The sequence below is a fragment of the Paenibacillus nuruki genome, assembly GCF_963311185.1.
Taxonomy (GTDB): domain Bacteria; phylum Bacillota; class Bacilli; order Paenibacillales; family Paenibacillaceae; genus Saccharibacillus; species Saccharibacillus nuruki.
The window spans coordinates 936,798-963,045 of record NZ_OY725677.1; the positions used below are offsets into that span (position 1 = coordinate 936,798).

Consider the following 26,248-nt stretch of genomic DNA (forward strand, 5'->3'; position numbering starts at 1 on the left):
GTGAAAATTGCATTTATGGGCACACCTGATTTTGCTGTGCATAGCTTGAATGTTCTGATTGAAGAAGGCATGAACGTAGTCTGTGTCGTAACTCAACCCGATCGTCCTCAAGGTCGTAAAAAAGTATTAACACCTACGCCTGTCAAAGCGGCAGCTGTAGAACATGGTATTCCTGTTCTTCAACCACAGCGGATGAGAAATCCAGAATCTATTGCAGAACTGGCCGCTTATGGACCTGATTTGATCGTAACGGCTGCTTTTGGACAGATTTTGCCCAAAGCAGTACTTGATCTTCCTCGTCTAGGTTGTGTCAATATTCATGGTTCTTTGTTGCCTAAATATCGTGGTGGTGCACCGATTCAGCGGTGTATTATTAATGGTGAGACAGTAACAGGGATTACACTGATGTATATGGCAGAGGGACTTGATACAGGGGATATGATCTCCAAGATTGAAGTTCCGATTACGGATGAAGATACATCGGGTACCTTATTTGCCAAAATGAGTGAAGCGGGAGCAACAATTCTTCGTCAAGAATTGCCACGTTTGTTAGAAGGTAAAGTTGACGCAGAACCGCAAAATGATGATGAATCAACCTATGCTCCGAACCTAACTCGTGAAGATGAACAGTTGGATTGGTCGAAAACCAGTCGTGAATTATATAATCAAGTGCGTGGTCTTGTACCGTTTTCCGGTGGATTCACGTTATGGAACGGTGAAGTATTCAAAGTATGGAAAATGAGTAAACCTAATACCGATGTCACTTTAACAGGTGCTGCACTCGATGCCAAACCTGGAACTGTTTTAGACTTGTCTCCAGAAGGTATCGTTGTTCGTACAGGCGATAACACAGTGACACTTACAGAGATTCAACCTGCGGGTAAAAAGGCGCTCAAAGCGTCTGAATTTGTACGCGGAACGTCAATGACTAAAGGTACGGTGCTCGGGTGAATAATCAAAATCATAACAACAAATCCAAACGTCAACCGAATGCAGATAGCCCGTTAGCAAATAGCACCAAAACGAAATCGGATCCCAAAAGCAAATCGGTTCGTCCTACAACAGCTCGTGAAGTGGCTTTGGAAGTACTTACTGCTGTGGAAGAAGAAGGTTCATATAGTAATCTTGTTCTCAATCAAATGCTCAATCGTATTCGTCTGGAACGTGCCGATATTGGACTCGCCACAGAGCTAGTGTACGGTACGATTTCACGTCTGAATACGATTGATTATTTCCTTGGACAATTTGTAGCTAAAGGCTTAAATAAACTTCAACCATGGGTACGTAATCTGTTACGGTTTAGCTTTTATCAAATCTATTATCTTGATCGTATTCCTGCGCATGCGGCTGTAAATGAAGCGGTTAATATTGCGAAGCGTCGTGGACATCAAGGTATATCAGGAATGGTTAATGGTGTCTTGCGTAATGTAATTCGTCGTCGTGAAGAATTAGTTATTCCGCAAGATTTGTCAGCAGCCAAAAGAATATCATTGCAACACTCATTCCCTGAATGGATGGTAGCACGTTGGATCAAGCAATATGATGAAGCGACAGCAGAGCAAATCTGTATTTCTAATAATGAAGCTCCATCGGTAAGTATTCGTGTAAATACGCATCGTACTTCTCGTACAGCGATGTTGGAATTGCTACAAAGTGAAGGATACGAGGTAGAAATTTCTCCATTATCTCCAGATGGTATTCTGGTACATGGTGGTGGTAATATGGCGTTAACATCATGGTATCAAGAAGGATTGATTTCGGTACAAGATGAAAGTTCGATGTTAGTGGCAGAAGCGGTACAAGTTCAAGCTGGAATGAATGTACTCGATTGTTGCGCGGCTCCCGGTGGGAAAAGTGTTCATTTGGCAGAGAAAATGAAGAACAGTGGTCATATTATCGCTAACGATATTCATGAGCATAAGCGTCAGTTAGTCGACGATCAGGCAGAACGTCTACAACTTTCGATTATCGAAACGACCGTTGGTGATGCCTTAACACTAGCAGAACGTTATCCTGCGGGTTCTTTTGACCGGATATTGTTAGATGCTCCATGTTCCGGTCTAGGCGTTATTCGTCGTAAACCTGATCTCAAATGGAATAAAAGTATGGCGGATATCAAAGAAATCGTACAGTTACAACAACAATTGTTGCAGAATATTTCTACATTGCTCAAACCAGATGGTATTCTGGTATACAGTACATGCACGATTGAACGTAGTGAAAATGAAGCAATTGTGGAATCCTTTTTACACCAAAATAAAGAGTTTGAAGTGGTTCCTTTTGCACCGATCACTACCAATCATGCTACAACAGGTGTACAGATTTTACCGCAAGATTTTCATTCAGATGGATTCTATATTGCAGCACTACGTAAAAACAGTCACTAACATAAATGATATACAAAGAAAGCGCCTTTTGGGCGCTTTCTTTGTTGGAAAAGAAATCCACTTTTAAACAGACAGGTCTGTATATTTATAAGGATGAACCGATTAATCGAGTCTCTAAAAAGTGTCGAATCAGATCAATGCTAATCGCTAAATCTTCTTCCAGTGGGAAATGCCCTGTGTTCAACAAATGAACATCTACATCTTCAAGATCATCCATATACGCTAAGGCTCCTTTGACTCCAAAAAACATATCATTTTTACCCCACGCGACAAGAACAGGTGGTTGATAAGTACGGAAGTATTCATGCCATGTTGGATATTGCTTCAGATTGTTCTGATAATCAAAATAGAGTGCCAGTTGAATCTCTTGATTACCTTCTCGATCCAGATGAATCTGATCGTTATTCCAATTGTCTGGACTAATCGATTCAGGGTCACGCGTTCCATTTACATATTGATGTTTTGTAACTTCGATTGTTAATATGTCAAGCACATCTTGACGAATCGCAGCATCGTTAGGATTTTTCCAAAAAGCTTGGATAGGTGCCCATGCAGATTCGAGCCCCACTTCATAAGCATTACCATTCTGAGAAATAATCGCTTGAACACGTTCTGGATGCATAACGGCTAGACGATAGCCAACTGGAGCGCCGTAATCATGTACGTAGATACTGTACTTAGCCAAGTTTAATTGTTCAACAAAATCGTTGATCAGATGAGCAATACTGTCGAACGTATACTCGAAATCAGTCATTGGCGGTTGATCGCTGTTACCAAACCCTGGATAGTCAGGAGCAATAACATGGTAACGATCAGCAAGTTGAATCATAAGATTACGGTACATATGCGAGGAAGATGGGAATCCGTGTAGTAACAAAATTGTGGGATGATTGCGATTACCTGCTTCTCGATAAAAAATGTTTAAACCATTGACCAGCGCATATTTATGCTTCACGTTCATAGAGATCACCTCAGTTTTAGTTTTGAATTGCAATGTGTAATGGTGCTATCACTTTTTAAATTATACATACAGGTCTGTATAGTTTCAAGCTATTTTATTTGTATTTACATTGGAGTCGATTTAATATAAACTTACAGGTCTGTATATATTGATAATCAATTGCAAAAGCTTTTGGGAATAGAGGTTATGTGATGGTTAATAAAAGTAAAAAAGAACAGATTCTGCGAGTCGCTTCTGAACTTTTTAATAAACAGGGGATTCGTGCTACAGGTGTCGATCAAGTCGTCGCCGAATCTAAAGTCGCCAAAATGACGTTATATAATCATTTTCCATCCAAAGATGAACTTGTATTGTCTTATCTGAAAAGACAGGATGAACAGTGGAGAGATTGGTTCGAATCTTCTGTTGATCGTCGCGGAGGTACACCACAAAATCGTTTGCTAGCTGTCTATGATGTGTTAGGAGAATGGTTTGTAGCGCCAGATTTTACAGGCTGTGCTTTTATCAAAACAGCTTCGGAATTTTCAGATGATAATCATCCTTACTTTGTAGCTTCTCATCAATATAAAGTGTATCTACGTGATTATATTGCATCACTGGTAGAACAGTGCAATGTTAAACAATCGCAAATGTTAGCTAGCACTCTATATATGTTAGTAGAAGGAGCTATAATGACTTATATGCTACAAACAGAGCCAGAGGCAGCTGTTCATGCTCGTGAAGCAGCACAAATTCTGATTCAGCAACTATCGTAATGGATCTTGGCTGGATATCTTAGGATAACGAAATATGCCTTGAATAAAGCAACTTTTGCTATGTTTATAAATAAATAAGAGTCTATAATCTGTAAAATGAATAAAGTTGTGATAAATATGACGATATCTTAATGAACAGACTCTTTAGGGTTTGATTGTTTTATGCTAGAATAGTAAGGATGAAATTCAATGTTGACCGTCATGTAATCAGTAGTATCAAAAAATGAAAAGAATTTGAGAATAGGTGTGATAATTGTAATGAAACCTTTTATATATGATTATGCTTTGGAAGATCTACAGAACTGGGCAAAAGAAAATAATGAACCTGCTTTCCGTGCAGGACAAATTTTCGACTGGCTGTATGTGAAGCGTGTGACTTCGTTTGAGGAAATGACTAACCTTTCCAAGGAACTTCGCGCTAAACTAGACGACCAGTTTTCTTTTGTTCTATTGGATGAGATTACAAAAATGCAGTCTAAAGATGGTACGGTTAAGTTTTTATTTGGTCTGCATGATGCTCATGCGATCGAGACGGTTATTATGCGTCACAACTACGGAAATAGTATCTGTGTAACGACACAGGTAGGTTGCCGTATCGGTTGTACATTCTGTGCATCCACACTGGGCGGATTGAAACGTAATCTGACAGCAGGTGAAATTGTTGCTCAGGTTGTTCAAGCACAGAAGATTTTGGATGAGACAAATGAACGGGTAAGCAGTATCGTTATTATGGGTTCAGGTGAACCTTTTGAAAATTATGAAGCAACAATGACCTTTTTACGGATTATGATTCATGAAAAAGGATTGAATATCGGTCAACGTCATATTACTGTTTCTACAAGTGGAATCGTACCGAATATTTACAAATTTGCAGATGAAGATACGCAGATCAATCTAGCGATCTCTATTCATGCACCGAATGATAAATTACGTTCTAAATTAATGCCGGTTAACCGTCGTTTTCCTTTTGATGATGTGATGGAATCTCTTCGTTATTATTTGAAGAAAACAGGTCGTCGGATTACGTTTGAATATGCGTTGATTGGTGGCGTTAATGATCAACCTGAGCATGCAGAAGAATTAGCAGATGTTCTCAAAACAATGATGTGTCATGTCAATTTGATTCCTGTTAACTATGTTCCAGAACGTGATTATGTGCGTACCCCGCGCAAAGATATTTTTGAATTCCAGCGTATTTTATCAGACAAAGGTGTGAATGTAACGATCCGTCGTGAGCAAGGACACGATATCGCTGCTGCTTGTGGACAATTACGAGCGAAACACATGGAGTCGACTGCGAGGTGATCACATTTGATTAGAACAGCGCAACATAGTGATAGGGGACACGTTCGACAAGTGAATGAAGATTCAGTATGGATTGGTTCAATTCAACAGGAATATACATTAGGTATAGTTGCTGATGGTATGGGCGGACATCGTGCTGGCGATACAGCAAGTCAACTGGCAGTGCAGACGATTATTGGTGATCTGCAAGGGCTAGAAGCGGGCTTATCGCTTGAAGCATGTCGTGCCGCATTACATGATGCCATTTTACATGCGAATAATGTTGTTTTTCATACTGCTCAAATGGACGACAGTTACCACAATATGGGAACGACTGTTGTAGCTGTATTGCTACGCGGTAATAGCGGCATTATCGGTCATATCGGTGATAGCCGCGCTTATCTGGTAGGCGAAGAAGCATTACGTCTATTAACGCAAGATCATACACTGGTCAATGAATTACTCAAAAATCATCAGATCACCCAAGAAGAAGCAGCTGTTCATCCGCGCCGTAATGTATTAACACGTGCGCTGGGTACAGATGCAGAAGTTGTCGTTGAAATTGACGATATTCAGCTTAAAGTTGGCGAAGTGTTATTACTATGTAGCGATGGCTTAACCAATATGATTGGTAATCAGCAGATCGAGACCGTTGCGTTAGCTGGTATTGCACTTGAAGAACGCGCGAAGCATTTAGTAGCATTAGCCCTAGAAGCTGGTGGCGAAGATAATATTACTGTTGCCCTGTTCGAAATGGATGACTCTACAGTAGAGTTAAGCACGAAGGGGTGGGAACAATGATCGGACATACGCTAGGCGGCCGTTATGAAGTCATCGAGGAAATCGGTGGCGGTGGTATGGCGCTTGTATATAATGCGCGCGATGTGCTGCTTAATCGTCATGTTGCCATCAAAGTTTTGCGCCAGCAATTTGTATATGATGAAGAATTTATTCGCCGTTTTCGTCGTGAAGCTCAATCGGCGGCTTCCTTATCACATCCTAATGTGGTTAGCATCTATGATGTCGGACAAGAAGGCGATATTCACTATATCGTGATGGAATATGTACAAGGTTACAATTTAAATGAAGTGATCAAAGAACGTGCGCCTTTGCCTGTAGATGAAGCGATACGAATTGCTTCCCAAATCTGCGATGCACTAGATCATGCTCATCATAATCAGATTATTCATCGTGATATCAAACCGCATAATATTTTGATTGGACGTAATGGCCGGGTCAAAGTAACCGATTTTGGTATCGCTCGTGCAGTTACCTCTACAACGATTACACAGACAGGCTCTGTGGTCGGTTCGGTGCATTACTTTTCACCTGAACATGCTAAAGGTGTGACTACAGGCGAGAAGTCTGATCTGTACTCACTAGGTATTGTATTGTATCAAATGCTCACTGGGCGACTTCCTTTTCTGGGCGAAAGTCCTATTAGTGTAGCGCTTAAGCATTTACAAGATGAATTTGAAGAACCGCGGTTGATCAATCCGCTGATTCCGCAAAGTGTAGAAAATATTATTTTGAAATCTATGCGCAAAAATCCTTCGGAACGTTATAACTCGGCGCATGAAATGTTGCAAGATTTGGACACTTGTCTTTTACCAGAACGTCGTAGTGAAACCAAAGTGTATTTCCCTACGATTGATGATGATGAACAGACACGAGTTATATCCGCAATTCGCCCGACTTCGATTCCTGTTGGGGATGATGATCGTAAGTCTGATCGTGAAATGTCACGCTCGTCTGCGCCTTCGAAGAAACAGCGTAGATGGGTGAAGCCGACGATCTGGATCTCTGCGGTTGTCGTCTTGCTGGCACTGATGACGATTGCGACGATGTATGTTCGCTCGACTTTAGAAGTGGCAGATGTGGCTGTACCGAATCTGATCAATCAGACACAGGATAACGCCAAGAAGCTAGTCGATGCTCAGGGGTTGGAAATCGGTCAGGTTACAAGTGAATACAAAGAAGGACAGCCTGCCGGTATTGTTATCGCCCAGAGTAAAGACGCGGGATCGATGGTCAAAGAGGGCGCTATAATTGATATTACGGTTACCGCTGAAAAAGAGTTATCCAAAATGCCTGATCTGAATGCCAAAACATATGAAGATGCACGTAAACTTTTACTTGCTGAAGGATTCAAAGAAGATCAGATAACACGTATAGATGCAAATAATGACAATGTAGATAGTGGAACCGTATTTGATCAGACTCCAGGAGCGAATGCAGATGTTGATCCCGCAACGACAACAGTCACGGTGACTGTAAGTAAAGGAACAGCTACAGCTTCAGTACCTGATCTAACCGGTATGAGTCAATCAGAGGCGCAATCCAAACTATCTTCTAACGGATTTGCTGTAGGCGATGTAGGGCAAGAAACTAGCTATACTGTAGCGAATGGTAAAGTGACCCGACAAAATCCTGCTTCCGGTAATTCATTAAGCAAAGGAAGTAAAGTATCGTTCTGGGTGAGCTCTGGGTATCCGCCAGAAGCATTCGACTATACGTACTCCGTATCTATTCCGCCAGCTACAGCAGGCAAATCAAGCAAAATCAATATTAAATATACCGATGCTACTGGTGAAAACAAAGATTGGGGAACCAAAACAATCAATTCACGTCAATCGCTAAAAGTGAATATGGTTTTGGGACCAAATCGAGATGGCGCTGTATCAATCTATCGTGATGGTGAATTTATTGATACGTACGCGATTGGGTATAACGAAGCGAAGCAAGGTACTGTACAAGAAACTGTAGTCGAACCAGACGCTCCTGTTGAAGTTCCACCGGTCGATAATAGTGGAAGTACAGGCACAGGCACGGGAACAGATGATCCTGCCGTAGATCCACCAGTAGACGGTCAAGGCACTACACCGACTGATCCAGCTACAGATGGAACTGCGACGACTGATCCAACAACAGAAGAAGGAACAGCGGATAGTGGAGATACCAGTACACCGTAATAGTGATCATGTATAAACCAGTAACCATAAGAATGCACAATCCAAAGAAATAAGCTTTATCCATGAGGGGACGTAATCACATGCTACAGGGCTTAATCGTCAAAGCTTTAAGCGGCTACTATTATGTACAACAACAAGTCGATGATATAGCCTCGGGCGGGGATCACCGGAAAACAGTTCAGTGTCGTGGACGCGGTATTCTTAAGAAAAAAGGGATTGCGCCTTTAGTCGGCGATCAAGTGTTGTATTCGTTAACTGAAAATGGAGAAGGTACAGTGGAAGAATTATTGCCTCGAAAAACAGAGTTGATTCGTCCACCTGTAGCTAATATTGAACAAGCTGTCCTTCTGTTTTCAGTGAAAGAACCGGATTTGAGTCTACATTTATTAGATAAATTTCTGGTTCATGTGGAAGATGCGAATCTAGAACCATTGATTTGTTTTAGCAAAATGGACTTGATCGATCCAGACGATACTCAAACATTAGCTGAAGTAGAGCAAGCACGTCTACTGTATGAACAAATTGGTTATAAAGTCATTTTGACCAGTGCGGAAGACGGTTTAGGTACAGCATCGATTCGTGCAGAATTATCGAATCGAATCAGTATGTTTGCAGGACAATCAGGTGTGGGTAAATCTTCTTTACTGAATGCTATTATTCCTGGAAGTACAATCAATACTAGCGAGATCAGTATGCGACTGGGACGTGGACGGCATACGACACGCCATGTCGAGCTGATAGAGCTTGATGGCGGTGGTTATGTAGCCGATACTCCGGGATTCAGTCAGATGAACTTTACACAGCTTGGTGTAGATTTAGAAGACTTGGGATCATGTTTCCGTGAGTTCAATGAATACTCAGACGGTTGTAAGTTCCGTGGATGTACTCATTTACACGAACCGGGCTGTAAAGTAACCGAAGCATTAGCTAAAGGTGAAATCGCAGAAAGTCGCTATAAGCACTATCAATTATTTTATCAAGAAATGAAAGATGAAAAACGGAGGTATTGAACGATGAATCCTATCAAAATTGCGCCTTCGATCTTGTCTGCTGATTTTGCCAAATTAGGTGCAGAAATCGCAGAAATCGAACGTAGTGGAGCAGATTGGTTGCATGTTGATGTAATGGATGGTCATTTTGTACCTAATATTACATTCGGTGCTCCTGTATTACAGGCGGTGGCTCCGCATACAGGATTGTTTGTAGATGTGCATCTAATGATCGAAAATCCAGAAAATTATATTGCTGATTTTGTTAAAGCAGGTGCACATATGATTACTGTGCATGCAGAAGCATGTGTACATTTACATCGTGTTATTCATTTGATCAAAGAGCATGGTGTGAAAGCAGGGGTAGCTTTGAATCCTGCAACTCCGATCTCTGCGATTGAAGAAGTATTGGATGATTTGGATATGGTGCTTGTGATGACCGTTAACCCTGGTTTTGGTGGACAAGCGTTTATCCCACGTATGGTCGATAAAGTAAAACAATTACGTGATTGGGCTAACGCGAAAGGTCATACGGCTTTTCATATCGAAGTCGATGGAGGCATCTCCGCAACAACTGCCAAATTGGTCGTGGATGCAGGTGCAGATGTGTTAGTAGCAGGAAGTGCTATCTTTGGAGCTCCTGATCGTGCTAAAGCGATCCAAAGTATTCGAGATAGCTTGAACTAACCAACTCATGATCTTGTAGTAATTGCGTATATATCATAAAAAAACCAGTAACGTTATCAGTACGATAATAGTTACTGGTTTTTTTATATAGGTGTATATGTATATTTGGAATGTTTGAGCCATAATTTAAAAATGAAATCAAAAAAACATCCCTATCGCTAGAGATGCTTTTCATCATTACATATAATACAAATGTATTAGCCGTAAATTATACGCGAGTCACTTTACCGGATTTCAAAGCACGGGTGCTGACATATACGCGTTTTGGTTTACCGTCTACCAAGATGCGAACTTTTTGAACGTTCACGCCCCAAGTACGACGATTGCGGTTATTAGCGTGAGAAACAGTATTACCACTACCAGGTTTTTTACCTGTTACATAACATTTGCGAGCCATAGTTACACCTCCTATTTCCAAAAAAACTGCATGAAAACAACACTTCTACCATATTAGCATAACGATTTGACTATAGTCAACAGTGTCAAATACTTTATTTATTTCTATGGTAGGTTATAGTACAATGTAAAATAGTCCGACGTATATCTTTTTGTCGGATCTTAAAGGTAACTGACTTGATGATTTCTGGATCGTTTATAAGAAATCGTCTATTCTTTATACCTTCTCGCCTATTTTTGGTACTTGGTACAAGGACAAGGTTCTAATTTGTAGGTATGGTGGTAATGGATAGAGTGGCATTGATAGAGAATAGTCTGTTATAGTCCTTATGAAATACAAATATGGCTTTTCAACAATCTTAACTACAACTAAAAATGAATATCCTGACCGAAATATGATCCGGCAGGATGTATAGGTATGATGAGGAAGGGGAATTTTCATTGAGTAAGCGTTTTTTAAATGGGACTGATTTTACCGCTATGGTATTGGCTGGAGCGGAGCGATTGCAACAACATGCAGAGCACGTCAATTCCCTCAATGTGTTTCCGGTACCTGATGGAGACACAGGCACTAATATGAATTTGACGATGACTGCGGGCGTTACAGAACTAAAGCGTAATCACTCGGCTGCTATTGGATCAACTGCAACCGTATTATCTAAAGGGTTACTGATGGGAGCACGTGGTAATTCAGGTGTTATTTTATCTCAATTATTCCGTGGATTCAGTCGTTCTGCGGCTTCATATGAAGAATTAAATGCGAATCAATTTGCAGCAGCTCTTCAAAGTGGAGTGGAATCAGCGTATAAAGCAGTCGTGAAACCGGTAGAAGGAACCATCTTAACGGTTGCCAAAGAAGCTGCCAAACATGCACTCTATTATTCACGTCGCACGACCGATATTACCGAGTTGATGGGCGAAGTGCTCAAGCGTGCTCAAGAAACATTGGCACAGACTCAAGAAATGTTACCGATCCTCAAGCAAGTAGGCGTAGTGGATTCAGGTGGACAAGGATTAGTCTATATTTATGAAGGCTTCTATAACTACTTACAACATGGTTATGAAGTGAATCAAGAGCAAGCGGATATCTATGCGAATATTGGAGAAAGTGTTCCGGTACAAGGTTCTAGCGTAGCTTTGGATAAAGCTAAAGGATTAGCGACCACTACTCCTGATCATTCTGCTCAATCTCGTATGGAGACCGAAGATATCGAGTTCTTGTACGATATGGAGTTTTTTATCAATCGTCAGATCGGTGATATCAAAAATGCTGCTTTTAATGAAGAATCTTTCCGTCAGGAACTTTCTAAGAATGGAGATTCAATTATTGTTATTGCCGATGATGAAGTCGTCAAAGTACATGTCCATTCCAAAGCACCCGGTGAAGTATTGAACCTGGCATTACGTTATGGTGAGATTACACAGATTCATATTTTGAATATGCGTGAGCAACATCGTGATCTATTATCAGCAGGACTAGATATTGCGCCATCACCAGACGTATTTGCTGAAATGCCACCACAACCACTGACTGCTCAGGAAACAGCTACACCTCCAGCAGAAGAAGTGGCAGCTTATGGATTTATCGCGGTATCGTCAGGAGACGGTATTTCTGATATTTTCAAAAGTCTAGGTGTAGATGCTATTCTATCCGGCGGGCAAACGATGAATCCGAGTACAGAAGATTTCGTCAAAGCTGTAGAAAGTATGTCAGCTGACCATATCTTTATTTTGCCAAATAACTCTAATATTGTACTGGCGGCTCAACAAGCCAAAGACTTATTAGAAGAAACACATCACATCACAGTTATTCCAAGTAAAAGTATTCCACAAGGGATTGCTGCGGCATTTGCTTTTCAAGAAGATGAAGATGTCAGTGTCAATCAGAGCAATATGAATGAAGCACTGCAACATGTGAAGTCCGGTCAAGTGACTAATGCTGTACGTGATACTGTTATTGAAGATATGAATATTAAAGAAGGACAATATATCGGAATTCATAATTCCAAAATTGTAGCCGCTAGTGATCTCATGCTAACCACCTGTCAACAACTACTGTCCAAAATGATCGAAGAAGGACAAGAAGTAGTGACTGTGTTAGTAGGGCACGATGCAGATGATCAAGACACCAGTGCACTTATGGGCTGGTTAGAAGAGACATATCCGGATGCAGAGATTGAGATGCATGAAGGTGGTCAACCCGTTTACCATTACTTATTCTCGGTAGAATCTTGAAAATAGGAACGATAGGAGGGAGAAACGATGGCACATACGATAATCGTGACTGATAGTACAGCAGATATTCCGGCTGCTCTATCAGAACAGTATGGTATACGGATTATCCCGTTAAGTTTATTTTTCGGTGAAGAAACGTTTCAAGATGGTGTAGATATTCAGGCGACCGAGTTTTACCGTCGTCTGGTGTCTGTATCAGTATTACCAACTACATCACAGCCTTCTCCTGCCAAATTTGCAGAAATGTATGAATCAATTCATGCGCAGTATCCAGAGGCTTCCATTATTTCGCTTCATTTGTCTTCTGGACTTAGCGGGACGTATCAATCTGCACTTATTGGGAAATCAATGATCGATCAAGATGATCATATAACGATATTGGACTCCAAATCAGCATCATACGGTTTTGGTATGGCTGTGGTCCACGCTGCAAGACTTGCGGAACAAGGCAAAACAGTAGATGAGATTGTAGAAGGTATTGAACATATTTTGAAAAGTCGTTCGTTATACTTTATCGTAGATGATCTGGAAAATCTGCGTAAAGGTGGACGGATTGGACGAGCATCGGCTGTTCTCGGAACATTACTTAATGTGAAACCAATCTTATCGATCGACGAACAAGGACAAATCTATGCGGTTGAAAAAGTAAGAGGTCAGAAAAAAGCAATGGCACGTATCGTTGAAATGATGCGTCAAGAATTAAAAGTTGATAAAATTAACCTAGCTTTGGGACATACAGCTGATCCACAGTCTACCGAGCCACTGTTAGCGCTGTTCAAAGAACATTATGAGATTGGTGAACTGGTATTGCCAGACATCGGATCTGTAGTGGGAAGTCATACAGGAGCGCGCACATTAGGGATCTTCGCGTGGCCGGATCAGCCATAAACGAGGGATGAACATGAATATCAGTCTGGAACAGATTACAGTTCGGCAAGTGAACGGCGTGAGTGCTCTCAAAGAAGGAGAGCTTCACGCCTTTGGCGTCTATACGATCCTTGATTTACTGGAATATTTTCCATTCCGGTATGAAGATTATCGTTTACGATCATTAATAGAAGTCAAAGATGGCGAAAAAATAACCGTTCAAGCCAAAATAGTAGGTCTACCTGTACTACAACGTTATGGTAAAAAGTCACGTCTGACCTGCAAAATGATGGTCGACGATTGGATGGTTACAGCGACATGGTTTAACCGTCATTATCTCAAAGAACAATTAACTTCCGGTCGTGAAATTATACTGACTGGCAAATGGGATCAACGCCGCTCACAAATGACAGTGCTTGATTCTGAATTTCCTGATAAGGGAACACAACGTAGTGGTAGTCTGCAACCTGTCTATTCGGTCGGGGGTAATATCACGCAAGGTTGGATGCGCAAAACGATTGGTAAAGCGCTCGACCAATACGGTGAAATGATTCCTGAGATTTTGCCACAAGAGATTATGCGTCGGTATAAGCTGGTATCACGCAAGCAAGCGATTCGCCATTTGCATCAACCTGGTGATATTGAAGAAGGTAAGCAAGCACGTCGCCGCATGGTCTATGAAGAGTTATTTCTGTTCCAATTAAAATTACAAGCGTATCGCAATATTAATCGTAAGCGTAATAGCGGAATTGTCCATACCACAGATAATGCGACGATTCGTGAATTTGTTCGTAGCTTGCCATTTGAATTAACGAATGCGCAGAAGCAAGTGGAATTGGAAATTCTCAAAGATATGCGTGAGCCTTATAGTATGAATCGTTTGCTTCAAGGAGATGTAGGTTCTGGTAAAACAGTAATCGCTGCGATCGCTTTATTTGCAACTGTGCGTTCAGGGCATCAAGGTGCACTGATGGTACCGACCGAGATTCTAGCAGAACAGCATATGCGCTCGCTCCAGCGGATGTTTGAGCCTTTTGATATTACAGTCGGGATGTTAACCAGTAGTGTCACAGGGCGCAAGCGGAAGGATCTACTGGCTTCTTTGCAAATGGGAATGATAGATATTCTGGTAGGTACCCATGCTTTGATTCAAGATGAAGTGTATTTCCGCAGTCTGGGCGTAGTGGTCACTGATGAGCAGCATCGCTTTGGTGTCAATCAGCGTAGTATTTTAAGACGCAAAGGATTCGATCCTGATGTGCTCACGATGACAGCTACACCTATTCCACGTACACTAGCTATTACCGCCTTTGGAGATATGGATGTGTCGACGATTGCAGAACGTCCTAAAGGTCGCAAACCGATCAGCACGTATTGGGTGAAACATAATATGATGGATCGTGTCAAAGGATTTATTGCGCGCGAAATTGACCAAGGACGACAAGCCTATCTCATCTGTCCACTTATAGAAGAATCCGACAAATTGGATGTACAGAATGCGATTGATCTGTATATACAAATGGATCAAGATTTTCCTAATTATAAAGTAGGATTATTACATGGACGTATGAGTGCAGCAGAAAAAGAAGAAACGATGCGTCACTTTTACAGTAACGATATTCAATTGTTAGTCTCAACAACGGTTGTTGAAGTTGGAGTAGATGTACCTAATGCCACACTGATGATTATTATGGATGCTGATCGCTTCGGCTTATCTCAACTTCATCAGTTAAGAGGACGGGTTGGTCGGGGTGAACATGCATCGTTTTGTATTTTGATTGCTGATCCGAAGTCTGAAAATGGACAAGAGCGGATGCGTGCGATGACTGAAACCGAAGATGGATTTGAAGTTTCTCGTCGTGATCTGGAAATTCGAGGGCCTGGTGAATTTTTTGGTACCAAGCAAAGTGGATTGCCTGAATTTAAAGTAGCCGATATGATGAGCGATTATGAAGTATTAGAAATTGCTCGTGTAGATGCTGTTAAATTAGTAAGCAACGAATTTTTCTGGACTTCACCCGAATACGCTGCTTTGCGGGATTATCTGGAACGTCAGCAAGTATTTCAAGGCGAGTTAATGGATTAAACGCAATAGACTCAAACTGGATATGAAAAAGGAGAATACGATGATCGTATTCTCCTTTTTTTGCTATACGTTATAAAATACATATGATTAACATGTACAAATCGATATCTCAGCAGCAAATATTATTTTTTACAAAGATATCTCTAATTATAGATTGACGGTGTATAGGATAGAGCTTTAATATAGATTTAATATACATTTTCGATATCAAATATATTCTTACATAGCACTGTTAATAATCCTCTGTGCTTGATCTTTTGCCTCTACCTTATATTGTTCATATTGTGTTTGTGTAATTTGACCAGCAGCTAATTGTTGCTGCCAGATGATGCTTATGTTATTGATCAACAAATCGGTAATTTTCGTTTCTTCCATACCTTGATGCTCAGCGATTTGAGCAATTGTATCTCCATCTTGTAAATACTGTTTTAATTCCAAACTGCTCATGCCAAGTAAACTGGATATTTCATCAAATAAATGGCCTATATTTGCTGTCGTATCAATAGATAATAGACTTCTTGTTGTTAATATAGCATGGGAAGCAGAGGGTATACGTTCTCTTTGCATAAGTTGGTGCATATCACGCCTTGGAGTCTGATTAACGGATAATGGATTCGCTATCGTACGTTCCAGTCGGCTAGGAATGGTTTTGCTGATTGTCGCTGCATGAGCTTGTGGAATAATCAGTAAGGTTCCACTTACAGCTAGCGCCATTGCCATTGAACTGGTCGCCATTATTTTTTTGATATCCATCAGGCTCTCTCCACCTTTCTAACTTGATACTTTACGTTGAGGATATCCACTTAGCATACTTGCTGTAGATGAGAATACTCTTAAAAGTAAATTAAAATACGCTAAGAATATTTCATAGAATGTAAAGTATAAGGAATCTACCCTTTTTTATACTGGGACTTTTACTAAGTAAAGTTGCAACGCATTCAAACGGCATTGTAGTTTGAATGATGCAGTTTAGTTTACTGAACATATACAGCTTGAGACTAGAGACGAGAGGGGTTACAGACAAATGAATATGAAGCAGAAATGGATTTTACCTCTAAGTATGGTGCTAATGATCTTAACCGCAGTAGGGTGTAGTAACAGTGGAAGTGAAGGTGCTTCTTCAAGAGAGGCAGGCAGTACAGATAGTAAATCCTACAAAATCGGCATTTCGCAGATTGTCGAGCATCCTTCTTTGGATGAGACTCGTGAAGGGTTTTTAGCAGCACTTAAAGATGCGGGCATTGTAGAAGGTCAGAATTTAACAGTCGATTATAAAAATGCACAGGGCGATTCAACCAATAACTTATCGATTGCACAGACATTATCTCAAAGTGACAATGATCTCGTGTTAGCGATTGCTACCCCTTCAGCGCAAGCTGTTGTCAGTCAGGTTAAAGATTCACCTGTTTTATTTGCGGCAGTAACAGATCCATTAAGTGCCAAGATCGTTAGCGATCTACAAAAGCCGGGTGGAAATGTATCAGGAGCATCGGATACGAATCCAGAAGCAATCACAGAATTAGCTGATTTTATCGGTACAGAATTACCTGATATCAAAACGATTGGATTAGTGATTAATGAAGGTGAACCTAATGCTGTAATTATGGCACAACGTGCAGAAGAAGCTTTCAAAAAGCACGGAATTACGATGATCAAAGCAGCAGTTACCAATACTTCTGAAGTTCAGCAAGCTGCACAATCATTAGTCGGTCGTGCAGATGCCTTTTATATTACACTGGATAACTCGGTAGTGAGCGCAGTAGATACTGTTATTCAATTAGCCAATGAGAACAAAATGCCTTTCTTCTCTAGTGATCGCGATACCGTTGAAAAAGGAGCTTTTGCTACAGTAGGCTTCAAATATTATGATCATGGTTATCAAGTCGGTCAAATGGCTGTAGACGTATTGAAAAATGGCAAAAATGTAGGTGATCTACCTGTAGCTATGCAAGAAAAGCTAGATTTGATTTTGAATCTGAAAGCAGCTGAAGCACAAGGTATTAAAGTGACTGATGAAATGAAAGCCAAAGTCAAAGATCCTGAGAACAATTTGATTCAATAATAGTATAGTAGCGAGCACTATAGCTAAAAGTGAAATAGGATCACACAGAGTGGGGTGAGCTTCTTTTGAGTTCATCCCATTTTGCTACCGTAGGCTTGATCCTATCCGTGTCAGCACCAGCGATCAGCAACGAAGCAACATGAAGAAAGGGCGGGCTAGAGTATGGAGTTATTTTTGAAAATAGGCGAAGGATCGATACAACTAGGTTTGTTGTATGCTCTGCTCGCATTAGGTGTATATATTACGTTTCGTATTTTGGATTTCCCTGATTTGACGGTGGATGGAAGCTTTACCACAGGCAGTGCGATTGCAGCAGTGATGATTGTTCATGGTTTTTCGCCGTGGTTAGCTTGTCTAGGAGCTTTTGCAGGCGGACTTGTAGCAGGAGCCTGTACAGGATTACTTCATACAAAAGGTAAAATTAATGGACTATTATCTGGTATTCTGATGATGATTGCATTGTATTCGATTAATTTGCGGATTTTAGGTAGTCCGAACGTGTCTATTTTTGGTAGCGATATGGTATTTGATCATATTTCTCCAATCACATTGATGCTGATTATTGTGATTGCATGTAAATTGTTGCTAGATGCCTTTTTGCGTACAGATATGGGATTGGCTCTGCGAGCAACAGGCGATAATAAGCAAATGATTCGCAGTCTAGGCGCTAATACCGATACAACAACCATTATTGGAGTAAGTCTTTCCAATGGACTGGTGGCTTTATCAGGTGCCTTTGTTGCTCAGACATCGACTTTTGCAGATGCGACATCAGGTATTGGAATGATTGTGATCGGACTGGCTTCGGTCATTATAGGAGAAGCGATTTTCGGTGCCAAAACGGTATTTAGAGCTACATTGGCTGTTATTTTAGGTTCGATTGTGTATCGGATTGTGGTCACAGCTGCTCTACGAATCGAATGGTTTGAAGCATCTGATCTCAAATTAATTACAGCGGTTATAGTTATTATTGCACTTGTGTTCCCGGCTGTTCGAAGCAAAGTGAAACAAAAAGGATTAGCCAAAAAGCGCTCTGCTGAACTATTAAGCAATATCCAGACAGCGCCTTATTCCAAACCAACCGGAGGTGAACAGTAATGTTGCATATCGAAAATGTATCTAAATTGTTCAATCCGGGTACTGTCGATGAAAAAATTGCTTTGATCGGTATTCAGCTTCATTTGAAGCCGGGCGATTTTGTGACTGTGATCGGTAGTAATGGTGCAGGCAAATCAACACTTATGAATATTATTTCCGGGGTAATAAAACCCGATACAGGTCTGGTTAATATCGAAGGGCAATCGGTAGGACATTTAGCAGAATATCAGCGTAGTCGCTGGATCGGACGTGTTTTTCAAGATCCAATGGCTGGAACAGCTCCTCATATGTCGATTGAAGAAAATCTAGCGATGGCGTATCGTCGTGGTAAAAATCGTGGCTTCTCATTTGGCGTGACAACAGCAAGACGTAATCTTTTCAAACAAGAGTTATCACGTCTTGGGATTGGATTGGAAAATCGGCTACGTGCCAAAGTGGGGATGTTATCAGGTGGAGAACGCCAAGCTTTGAGTCTACTAATGGCAACATTTACTCGCCCACAGATACTCTTACTGGATGAACATACCGCTGCCCTTGATCCTGCACGTGCCGACTTGATTACATCACTGACCAAAGAAATTGTACGTGATATGAATCTAACGACATTGATGGTTACACATAATATGGAGCAAGCGATACGTCTTGGTAATCGTCTAATTATGATGGATAAAGGCAAAATTATTTTGGATATTGATGAAGAACGGAAAAAAGATCTAACGATCGAACGATTGATGTCTGAATTTGAGCAAATCAGCGGGACTAAAATGGCAGATGATCGTGTGGTACTTGGTTAAAGGCCTATATTAAATATTTGAAGATAAACCCAATCATTCTGTGATCTACAGAGCGATTGGGTTTATTTTGAAAGGTGTCACAATCAAAAGAAGCAAAATAGTGTAAAATAAAAAGAATGTAGTTCAATCATAATCTAAACGAAAACGAAAGAATAAAAAAGTATATCCTATATCCTTTTTAACTTTATAGTGGAGGCATACATGCTTAATAATAATGTAACGTTAATTATCCTGTTACAGCTGTTTGAACGTGCAGCATTGTTACTGATTTGTTTATACTTTTTAACGAGGTTATCGCATTTTAGACAGATTTTTCAGAAAGATATATTATTCAAAAAAGATTTGTTGATTATTTCGATTATTTTTAGTGGATTTGCTGTATTTGGTACGTATACAGGTATAAATGTAGAAGGTTCCCTGGTCAATGTACGAATTATAGCTGTGATGGCTGGCGGTATATTATTTGGTTGGCCGGTCGGGATCGTCACCGGTGTCGTCTCAGGGCTTCATCGCTATTTGATTGATATAGATGGTGTTACTTCAATACCTTGTCTGATTACCAGTATTACCGCAGGAATTGTCTCAGGATATATTCATCAAAAAGTAAAGCGTAATCGACGCTGGATTGCTGGTATAGCAGCAGGCATGTTTTGTGAAGCATTAACCATGTTTTTAATTCTAGTGATGGCAGAACCGGCTCAACTAGGTCGAGAAATCGTATCTATTATTGCTTTGCCGATGATTCTAGGTCAGGTGAGTGTAGGTCTAATCGTTCTATTTGTACAAGGAGTCGAAGGGGAAAAGGAAAATATCGCTGCAAGACAAGCAAAGTTAGCTCTGGATATTGCCAATAAAACACTTCCTTATTTCAGGTCCATTAATAGCGAATCTTTGCGCAAAATATGCGGTATTATCAAAGAAGATATTCAAGCGGATGCTGTAGCGATTACAGATACCAAGCTTATTTTAGCTTATGTAGGACTTGGCGAAGATCACTACAATATCGGGCATGAGATTATTACTGATGCGACCAAACAGACGATTCGTAGCGGTGAGATTATGATTAGCAATAACGATATGGAAGGCAAAGTACCTAATATTCAATCGTTAATTATTATTCCTTTGACTGAAAAAGGGATCGTTACAGGTGCACTCAAGATTTATTATCGCAAAGCGCATAAAATAACATATTCTTTACAAACATTAGCTGTAGGTCTTTCCCAGATCATTTCTACATTGATGGAAGTGTCTCGGATTGAGCAGATGAAAGAAATGGCAAACAAAGCTGAAATTAAAGCATTACAGACCAGTATCAATCCTCATTTTCTATTTAACGCTCTCAATGCGATAGCATCATCCATCCGTATCGATCCTAACTATGCCCGTGAAATGATTATCAATCTATCCGGTTATCTTCGTCATAGTCTGGAATGGAGTGACCAATTGATCGATATTAATAAAGAACTCGGTCAGGTTGTAAATTATGTCGAGATTGAAAAAGCACGATTTGGTAATAAATTGACGGTGATCTATGATGTGGATGAAGAAGTAGAAGTGAAAATCCCCAGTCTTATTATTCAGCCATTAGTGGAGAATGCGATAGTGCATGGCATTTTGAAAGGTAAAGGTTCCGGTACAGTAACATTGTCGGTTAAAGATCATGGCGATCAAGTACTCATCAGTGTAGAAGATACAGGAGCAGGAATCGATCAAGATATTATTACGAATGTCTATAATGGTAAAATGCCTGAAAATCGAATCGGGCTTTCAAATGTGCATCAACGGGTCAAATTGATCTATGGTGAAGGATTACAAATAGAGCGTCTTGAACGAGGCACACGTATCCAGTTTAAAGTGAAAAAAGGAGATGTCATGAAAGCAATCGTAGTGGAAGACGAATTTCTGGCGAGACAAGAATTAGAATACTATATCCGTACACATAGTCAGATTGAGATTGTAGGTAGCTTTGACGATGGAATGGATGTTTTAAAATATGTACAAGATCATGAAGTAGATGCTATTTTTCTTGATATTAATATTCCTTCGTTAGATGGTGTATTTTTGGCGCATACGATTAGTAAATTTTCACGTAAACCTTATATTATTTTTATTACAGCGTACAAAGAACATGCCGCAGAAGCATTTGAAATCGAAGCGTTTGATTATATTTTGAAGCCCTATAGTGAATCTCGTATGACATCAATGTTACGCAAATTAGAAAATACGTATGAACGTGATCAAGGTTCGCAGACTCTATCTAATCCGCCTTCTGAAAAAGAATCAACAGAGCAACATGCTGAAGTGACTTATTCTAATGCAGATCAGTCTACATTAGGTCAATCGACAACAGCCAGTACAACACATGTTCCTCATCATGCACATGTATTGCAAGGTAAGATTAGCTTATGGAAAAATGATAAAATTCAGGTGATTCCTGTAGATGATGTGTATTATGCGTCTGCCAGTGAGAAAGTAACGAATGTATTTACCAAGCGAGCTGAATATACAGTGTCTTCAAGCATTTCAGAATTTCAAAATACATTGCCAGAAGAATATTTTTTTCGTTGTCATCGTTCTTATATCGTAAATATCACCAAAATCCGTGAAATTGTGCCCTGGTTTAATAACACTTATTTACTTCGTTTACATGATCTGGATTATGAAGTTCCGGTGAGCCGAAGTAAAGTCAAAGAGTTCAGGCAGATCATGAGTATCTAAAGGCATTTCATTCCGTATATACTGCATTTCATTCCTTTTTGGGAATGTTACATCAAAGGTAGGGTTATAATTTGGTCATAGGAAACAGAGAATTCTCCGAACCATATAACACTACAATTTGCGGTCCTTACGGAAAGGAACATCGATCATGAAAAACGTATCCAATCAAGCCAGTACAGCTCAATTACAAACCACTAAACCTCCAGTCAATCGTTGGTTGATTGCACTCGGTACAATTATTGTACAAATGGGTCTGGGGACGATTTATACATGGAGTCTTTTTAACCAGCCTCTTGTTGATAAATTCGGTTGGGGTCTCAGTTCAGTAGCGATTACGTTTTCGATTACCAGTTTTGCTTTAGCTTTTTCCACTTTATTTGCAGGGAAATTACAAGAAAAATGGGGTATCCGTCGTCTGATTGGTATCGCGGGTATTGTACTCGGTGTAGGCTTAATGCTTAGTTCGCAAGTCTCTTCATTACCTTTACTGTATATGTTAGCAGGGGTGATTGTTGGATTTGCAGATGGTACAGCGTATATTACATCGCTATCTAACTTGATCAAATGGTTCCCGGAACGTAAAGGGTTAATCTCCGGAATATCTGTAGGAGCATATGGAACAGGCAGTCTCATTTTCAAATATATCAATGGTGCTTTTATCGGTTCTGTAGGTGTATCAGCAACATTCTTGTACTGGGGCATTATTGTGCTACTAATGATCGTTATTGGTTCACGCTTTATTCGTGAAGCAAATGTATCCGGGGCACCAGCTCCACAAGCAAAAGCAGCACAACAACGCGTAGGTGATAGCCAACCATCTTCTATCAAACCAACAGCAACAGTAGTTGTTCATGATTATACAGTTAAAGAAATGCTCAAAACCAAACAAGTATACTTACTGTTTATTATGTTCTTTACCGCATGTATGAGTGGATTGTACTTAATCGGAATTGTCAAAGATATCGGTGTTCAATTAGCAGGTTTGGATTTGGCTACAGCAGCTAATGCGGTTGCTATGATCGCTATTTTCAATACAGCAGGACGTATTATTTTGGGAGCATTGTCTGATAAAGTAGGACGCATGAAAGTGATCTGCGGTACATTTATGGTGACAGCAGCAGCAGTTGCGGTTCTAAGCTTTATCCCATTAACATACAGTATCTTCTTCGCAGCTGTTGCAGCGATTGCATTCTGCTTCGGTGGTAATATTACCGTATTCCCTGCGATTGTGAGTGATTTCTTTGGACTCAAAAATCACAGCAAAAACTATGGTATTGTCTATCAAGGATTTGGTATTGGTGCATTAGCAGGTTCATTTATCGCAGCATGGATGGGTGGATTCAAACCAACCTTTATCGTTATCGGCATGTTATGTATCGTCTCCTTCTTGATTGCATTGTGGATCAAACCTCCAGTTGCTGGTGCAACCGAAGAAAAACAAACCGCAGACGAGAAAAAATGGAGTGCCAAACCGCATACAGCACGTAGTTAATAGGCATACTCTATTGTACTTGTAAGATGTAGATATGATTATGGAAATACAAATAATCATATATGTCATATTGATCAATCATTGTAAAATCTAAAAGCGCCTCTTATCCACTAAGAGACGCTTTTTCTATAGGTTCTATAAGTGTTAAGTAATCTTCGAACAATCATACCGATTTTTGATTTTTAAATATTATTTCGCCTCAATATGTAACTTGTATGATTACTTTTTCTTACAATTTTTACTATAATGATTCGTTTATATCCATATATCGTTATAACTTAAGTAAGACTAACTCTATCCCAAGATTAAAGGAGGAGGTATTCGTATGAATGATATTCGTTTGTGCACGAAACCTAAGTTACGTTTTTTTGATATATTGGAAGCGCTATCAAAATTGCAATGTTTATCTACTTTAGAAGGAACACAGAAAACAAAGGAGCAACAGACGTCTGAATATTTCACATTTGTTATGGATGATCAGTCGACTTTGGTACATCTTATTAATGATCAATCGACCAGTATTCCTTATTTATTATTATCAGGCCCAGATCATCGGCAATTAGCGTATCATTTATATCAAAGTGGTATGGTGTATTCAAGCAAAGATATTCAATATCGTTGTCTACATGATCAACATGTTGATGATCGAATCGATGCGATTTGTCGTTTGGGTATTGCTTCGTATGATGAAGCTTCATCTGAAGTGTTAGACATTTTCCAATTATATCTTCGTGATCCCGATGTACGTGTACGTCAATCCGCCGTATTTGCTACAAGTTTTATCGGCTGGCGAGAGTTTGAGGATATGTTAGTCTATACTGCTACACATGATCCTGATTCCAGAGTAGCCGAAATAGCTGAGAGTGCTTTACGGATTATGCGAGAAAGCGATTGGATCTCAGAACGTGCTTAATACGCATGAGTCGTAGCTCAATTGAAGTATTATCGAGTAACGTTGATAACCTTCATGAAATGGGAGATACTATAAATAAATCCGAAAAGTAGTGGGAAAAACAGCAAATGTTCTGCGATATTAAGAAAAAAGCAGAACATTTGCTGAAATTAATGAAATTTGTCAGAGAAATTGCTCACAATTGTCAAGTTTCATGCTAAAATATTTGTGTAGACAGCCATAATCAATGACTGTTATCCATATTCTTCACCGGCAGGGCGTAATATACATGGGGAACCGCTATGCTGTGGGAAGGTGCGAAGGGGTGTAGAATGAATAAAATAATAGTCAATCCGGCCCTTGCCCGAAACCATACACTTGCGAATACATATCAGATTCGCCGGACATTATCGGTTAGTGAATTATCTATCGTCTATGTAGCCAGACATATAGAACAGGGTACACTTCATGTAATCAAAGAATTTTTTCCAAGTGCATTGGTACAACGTAAAAAGGATCGTCGGCATATTGATTGTCATGAACCTGGTCTGGGTTCTAAATATAGAGAAATGTTGGAAACATTTCGTTCTGAAGCTGAAATATTGAGTCAGATCAATCATCAAGGTATTATTCGCTATGTACAATATTTTGAAGAAAATGGTACAGCTTATCTTGTCACTGAATATTGCAAAGGCATCACATTGGATCAATTTATGGAAGAACATCCTACAGAAGTAACCAATGATTTTCTGGTAGAACGACTGGTTCCTGTTATTCGGGCATTGGAATACATACATAGTCTTGGTTATATTCATCGTGATGTGAGACCAAGTAATATTCTGATTGGAGAAGATGGACAGACCAAGTTGCTTGATTTTGGTTCGGCTGTGCGTTATCAAGAACGAACGCATACGATTCTGACGACAGCAGGATATTCACCGATTGAATTTTATTCAGGTCGCTCGGTACAAGGACCGGTATCGGATATTTATAGTTTGGCTGCTACATTGTATTTCTGCTGTCAGGGTAAAGCACCGATTGATGTACCTAAGCGTCTATTCCATGATACATTAGAGCCATTGCGTGATATGAACAAAGTATCTCCTATTTTAACAAGAGTAATTCATTGGGGATTGGCAGTCTCTGCACAGAAACGTTGTGCTTCTCTCAAATGGTTCAAAGTCGCTATGCGTGCTGAACGACTGTGGGAACGCAAATTTATTTTGATGAATGGTAAAAAGAAACTAGCAAATGATCACAAATCAACGATCAAAAAGTAAATATCTTTAAAGCCTACATCTTTTTAATGTGTAGGCTTTTTTTACATGGAATATACAATCTTAGAAAATCTTTTACACAAGCAAGCTGTTTAGCATTAAGCTTCTTGTGGTATAATAAATTTAGCTTTAGAATCTATTAACGAAAGGATCAGGATACCATGGGTCCCCGAAGGATACTTCCCCAAAGGACGGTTTGGAAACGTTATGATCTCTCTTATACTTAGCTCTTCCGTAGAGAACAAGTCACTATAGACCAACTCTAACGGAAGAGGGAATCATGTATGCGAAGGACA

21 protein-coding genes and 1 pseudogene are annotated in these 26,248 nt (G+C 40.0%); 19 read left to right on the plus strand and 3 right to left on the minus strand.

The genetic code is table 11. From position 1 onward, the window contains the following. On the plus strand, positions 1-951 hold the full coding sequence (fmt, locus tag RCP16_RS04170) for a methionyl-tRNA formyltransferase (RefSeq protein ID WP_308641729.1): 951 nt from the start codon (positions 1-3) through the stop codon (positions 949-951). After that, the gene (gene rsmB / locus RCP16_RS04175) at positions 948-2,387 is read left to right on the plus strand and encodes a 16S rRNA (cytosine(967)-C(5))-methyltransferase RsmB (RefSeq protein WP_308641730.1); all 1,440 of its coding nucleotides are present in this window, start codon (positions 948-950) and stop codon (positions 2,385-2,387) included. Before fmt ends, rsmB begins: the two co-directional genes overlap by 4 nt. A gap of 85 nt (positions 2,388-2,472) precedes the next feature. On the opposite strand, the gene RCP16_RS04180 is transcribed toward rsmB, so the two are convergent. Further along, positions 2,473-3,348, minus strand: coding sequence for an alpha/beta fold hydrolase (locus tag RCP16_RS04180; RefSeq protein WP_308641731.1), 876 nt, complete (start codon positions 3,346-3,348; stop codon positions 2,473-2,475). 191 nt (positions 3,349-3,539) lie between these two features. On the opposite strand from RCP16_RS04180, the gene RCP16_RS04185 reads away from it, so the two are divergent. From RCP16_RS04185 to rpe, 6 genes are all read left to right on the plus strand, one after another. Continuing rightward, positions 3,540-4,103: a TetR/AcrR family transcriptional regulator gene (locus RCP16_RS04185; RefSeq protein ID WP_083243609.1), complete on the plus strand. Its 564-nt coding sequence runs from the start codon at positions 3,540-3,542 to the stop codon at positions 4,101-4,103. A gap of 258 nt (positions 4,104-4,361) precedes the next feature. Further along, positions 4,362-5,408: a dual-specificity RNA methyltransferase RlmN gene (gene rlmN, locus RCP16_RS04190; RefSeq protein ID WP_069329042.1), complete on the plus strand. Its 1,047-nt coding sequence runs from the start codon at positions 4,362-4,364 to the stop codon at positions 5,406-5,408. Positions 5,409-5,414: 6 nt separating this feature from the next. Next, positions 5,415-6,188, plus strand: a complete 774-nt coding sequence (locus RCP16_RS04195; RefSeq protein WP_069329043.1) for a Stp1/IreP family PP2C-type Ser/Thr phosphatase — start codon at positions 5,415-5,417, stop codon at positions 6,186-6,188. Beyond that, positions 6,185-8,359, plus strand: coding sequence for a Stk1 family PASTA domain-containing Ser/Thr kinase (gene pknB / locus RCP16_RS04200; protein WP_308641732.1), 2,175 nt, complete (start codon positions 6,185-6,187; stop codon positions 8,357-8,359). The genes RCP16_RS04195 and pknB overlap by 4 nt, the downstream gene beginning before the upstream one ends. Positions 8,360-8,439: 80 nt before the next feature. After that, positions 8,440-9,369, plus strand: coding sequence for a ribosome small subunit-dependent GTPase A (gene rsgA, locus RCP16_RS04205; RefSeq protein ID WP_137220703.1), 930 nt, complete (start codon positions 8,440-8,442; stop codon positions 9,367-9,369). Between the two features lie 3 nt (positions 9,370-9,372). After that, positions 9,373-10,035, plus strand: coding sequence for a ribulose-phosphate 3-epimerase (gene rpe / locus RCP16_RS04210; protein ID WP_273594396.1), 663 nt, complete (start codon positions 9,373-9,375; stop codon positions 10,033-10,035). A 208-nt stretch (positions 10,036-10,243) separates the two neighbouring features. On the opposite strand, the gene rpmB is transcribed toward rpe, so the two are convergent. Beyond that, entirely contained in the window at positions 10,244-10,432 is a 189-nt protein-coding gene (rpmB, locus tag RCP16_RS04215; RefSeq protein ID WP_069329046.1) for a 50S ribosomal protein L28, read from the minus strand. A gap of 440 nt (positions 10,433-10,872) precedes the next feature. Here rpmB and RCP16_RS04220 point away from each other — a divergent pair, with 440 nt between their 5' ends. From RCP16_RS04220 to recG, 3 genes are read left to right on the plus strand one after another with little or no spacing between them, the layout of a single operon-like run. Continuing rightward, a complete protein-coding gene (locus RCP16_RS04220; RefSeq protein ID WP_137220701.1) occupies positions 10,873-12,666 on the plus strand; it encodes a DAK2 domain-containing protein in 1,794 nt (597 codons plus the stop codon). Positions 12,667-12,693: 27 nt separating this feature from the next. Next, positions 12,694-13,554, plus strand: coding sequence for a DegV family protein (locus RCP16_RS04225; protein ID WP_308641733.1), 861 nt, complete (start codon positions 12,694-12,696; stop codon positions 13,552-13,554). 13 nt (positions 13,555-13,567) lie between these two features. Then, entirely contained in the window at positions 13,568-15,619 is a 2,052-nt protein-coding gene (recG, locus tag RCP16_RS04230; RefSeq protein ID WP_069329049.1) for an ATP-dependent DNA helicase RecG, read from the plus strand. Positions 15,620-15,838: 219 nt separating this feature from the next. Here the strand turns inward: recG and RCP16_RS04235 are convergent, their stop codons facing one another. Beyond that, positions 15,839-16,372: a hypothetical protein gene (locus RCP16_RS04235; RefSeq protein ID WP_308641734.1), complete on the minus strand. Its 534-nt coding sequence runs from the start codon at positions 16,370-16,372 to the stop codon at positions 15,839-15,841. Positions 16,373-16,649: 277 nt separating this feature from the next. Between RCP16_RS04235 and RCP16_RS04240 the strand changes: the two genes are divergently transcribed. The 8 genes and pseudogenes from RCP16_RS04240 (at position 16,650) to RCP16_RS04275 (ending at position 25,955) form a co-directional block, all read left to right on the plus strand. Continuing rightward, positions 16,650-17,681 carry an ABC transporter substrate-binding protein gene (locus RCP16_RS04240; RefSeq protein WP_308642443.1) on the plus strand — a complete coding sequence of 344 codons (1,032 nt, stop codon included), beginning with the start codon at positions 16,650-16,652 and terminating at the stop codon, positions 17,679-17,681. Positions 17,682-17,843: 162 nt separating this feature from the next. Next, a complete protein-coding gene (locus RCP16_RS04245) occupies positions 17,844-18,779 on the plus strand; it encodes an ABC transporter permease (protein ID WP_137220699.1) in 936 nt (311 codons plus the stop codon). Then, positions 18,779-19,573 (plus strand): ABC transporter ATP-binding protein, encoded by a 795-nt coding sequence (locus RCP16_RS04250; RefSeq protein ID WP_069329052.1) that lies wholly within the window; start codon positions 18,779-18,781, stop codon positions 19,571-19,573. The genes RCP16_RS04245 and RCP16_RS04250 overlap by 1 nt, the downstream gene beginning before the upstream one ends. A 201-nt stretch (positions 19,574-19,774) precedes the next feature. Further along, positions 19,775-21,436, plus strand: a pseudogene (locus RCP16_RS04255) (LytS/YhcK type 5TM receptor domain-containing protein); the annotation flags it as partial. A 9-nt stretch (positions 21,437-21,445) separates the two neighbouring features. Beyond that, the gene (locus tag RCP16_RS04260) at positions 21,446-22,291 is read left to right on the plus strand and encodes a LytR/AlgR family response regulator transcription factor (protein ID WP_308642444.1); all 846 of its coding nucleotides are present in this window, start codon (positions 21,446-21,448) and stop codon (positions 22,289-22,291) included. A 148-nt stretch (positions 22,292-22,439) separates the two neighbouring features. Further along, the gene (locus tag RCP16_RS04265; RefSeq protein ID WP_137220697.1) at positions 22,440-23,783 is read left to right on the plus strand and encodes an L-lactate MFS transporter; all 1,344 of its coding nucleotides are present in this window, start codon (positions 22,440-22,442) and stop codon (positions 23,781-23,783) included. A gap of 325 nt (positions 23,784-24,108) precedes the next feature. Then, positions 24,109-24,696, plus strand: a complete 588-nt coding sequence (locus RCP16_RS04270) for a HEAT repeat domain-containing protein (protein WP_308641735.1) — start codon at positions 24,109-24,111, stop codon at positions 24,694-24,696. A 311-nt stretch (positions 24,697-25,007) separates the two neighbouring features. After that, positions 25,008-25,955, plus strand: a complete 948-nt coding sequence (locus RCP16_RS04275) for a serine/threonine protein kinase (protein ID WP_069329056.1) — start codon at positions 25,008-25,010, stop codon at positions 25,953-25,955. The last annotated feature ends 293 nt before the right edge of the window (positions 25,956-26,248 follow it).

What these genes read in the sequence shown, in the direction of transcription:
- rsgA (WP_137220703.1), top strand. Translation starts at nt 8,440, where the DNA reads ATGCTACAGGGCTTAATCGTCAAAGCTTTAAGCGGCTACTATTATGTA.
- RCP16_RS04250 (WP_069329052.1), top strand. Translation starts at nt 18,779, where the DNA reads ATGTTGCATATCGAAAATGTATCTAAATTGTTCAATCCGGGTACTGTC.
- RCP16_RS04245 (WP_137220699.1), top strand. Translation starts at nt 17,844, where the DNA reads ATGGAGTTATTTTTGAAAATAGGCGAAGGATCGATACAACTAGGTTTG.
- RCP16_RS04270 (WP_308641735.1), top strand. Translation starts at nt 24,109, where the DNA reads ATGAATGATATTCGTTTGTGCACGAAACCTAAGTTACGTTTTTTTGAT.
- RCP16_RS04235 (WP_308641734.1), bottom strand. Translation starts at nt 16,372, where the DNA reads ATGGATATCAAAAAAATAATGGCGACCAGTTCAATGGCAATGGCGCTA.
- RCP16_RS04260 (WP_308642444.1), top strand. Translation starts at nt 21,446, where the DNA reads ATGAAAGCAATCGTAGTGGAAGACGAATTTCTGGCGAGACAAGAATTA.
- rpmB (WP_069329046.1), bottom strand. Translation starts at nt 10,432, where the DNA reads ATGGCTCGCAAATGTTATGTAACAGGTAAAAAACCTGGTAGTGGTAAT.
- RCP16_RS04265 (WP_137220697.1), top strand. Translation starts at nt 22,440, where the DNA reads ATGAAAAACGTATCCAATCAAGCCAGTACAGCTCAATTACAAACCACT.
- RCP16_RS04180 (WP_308641731.1), bottom strand. Translation starts at nt 3,348, where the DNA reads ATGAACGTGAAGCATAAATATGCGCTGGTCAATGGTTTAAACATTTTT.
- rlmN (WP_069329042.1), top strand. Translation starts at nt 4,362, where the DNA reads ATGAAACCTTTTATATATGATTATGCTTTGGAAGATCTACAGAACTGG.
- RCP16_RS04185 (WP_083243609.1), top strand. Translation starts at nt 3,540, where the DNA reads ATGGTTAATAAAAGTAAAAAAGAACAGATTCTGCGAGTCGCTTCTGAA.
- RCP16_RS04275 (WP_069329056.1), top strand. Translation starts at nt 25,008, where the DNA reads ATGAATAAAATAATAGTCAATCCGGCCCTTGCCCGAAACCATACACTT.
- RCP16_RS04240 (WP_308642443.1), top strand. Translation starts at nt 16,650, where the DNA reads ATGAAGCAGAAATGGATTTTACCTCTAAGTATGGTGCTAATGATCTTA.
- recG (WP_069329049.1), top strand. Translation starts at nt 13,568, where the DNA reads ATGAATATCAGTCTGGAACAGATTACAGTTCGGCAAGTGAACGGCGTG.
- RCP16_RS04225 (WP_308641733.1), top strand. Translation starts at nt 12,694, where the DNA reads ATGGCACATACGATAATCGTGACTGATAGTACAGCAGATATTCCGGCT.
- pknB (WP_308641732.1), top strand. Translation starts at nt 6,185, where the DNA reads ATGATCGGACATACGCTAGGCGGCCGTTATGAAGTCATCGAGGAAATC.
- rpe (WP_273594396.1), top strand. Translation starts at nt 9,373, where the DNA reads ATGAATCCTATCAAAATTGCGCCTTCGATCTTGTCTGCTGATTTTGCC.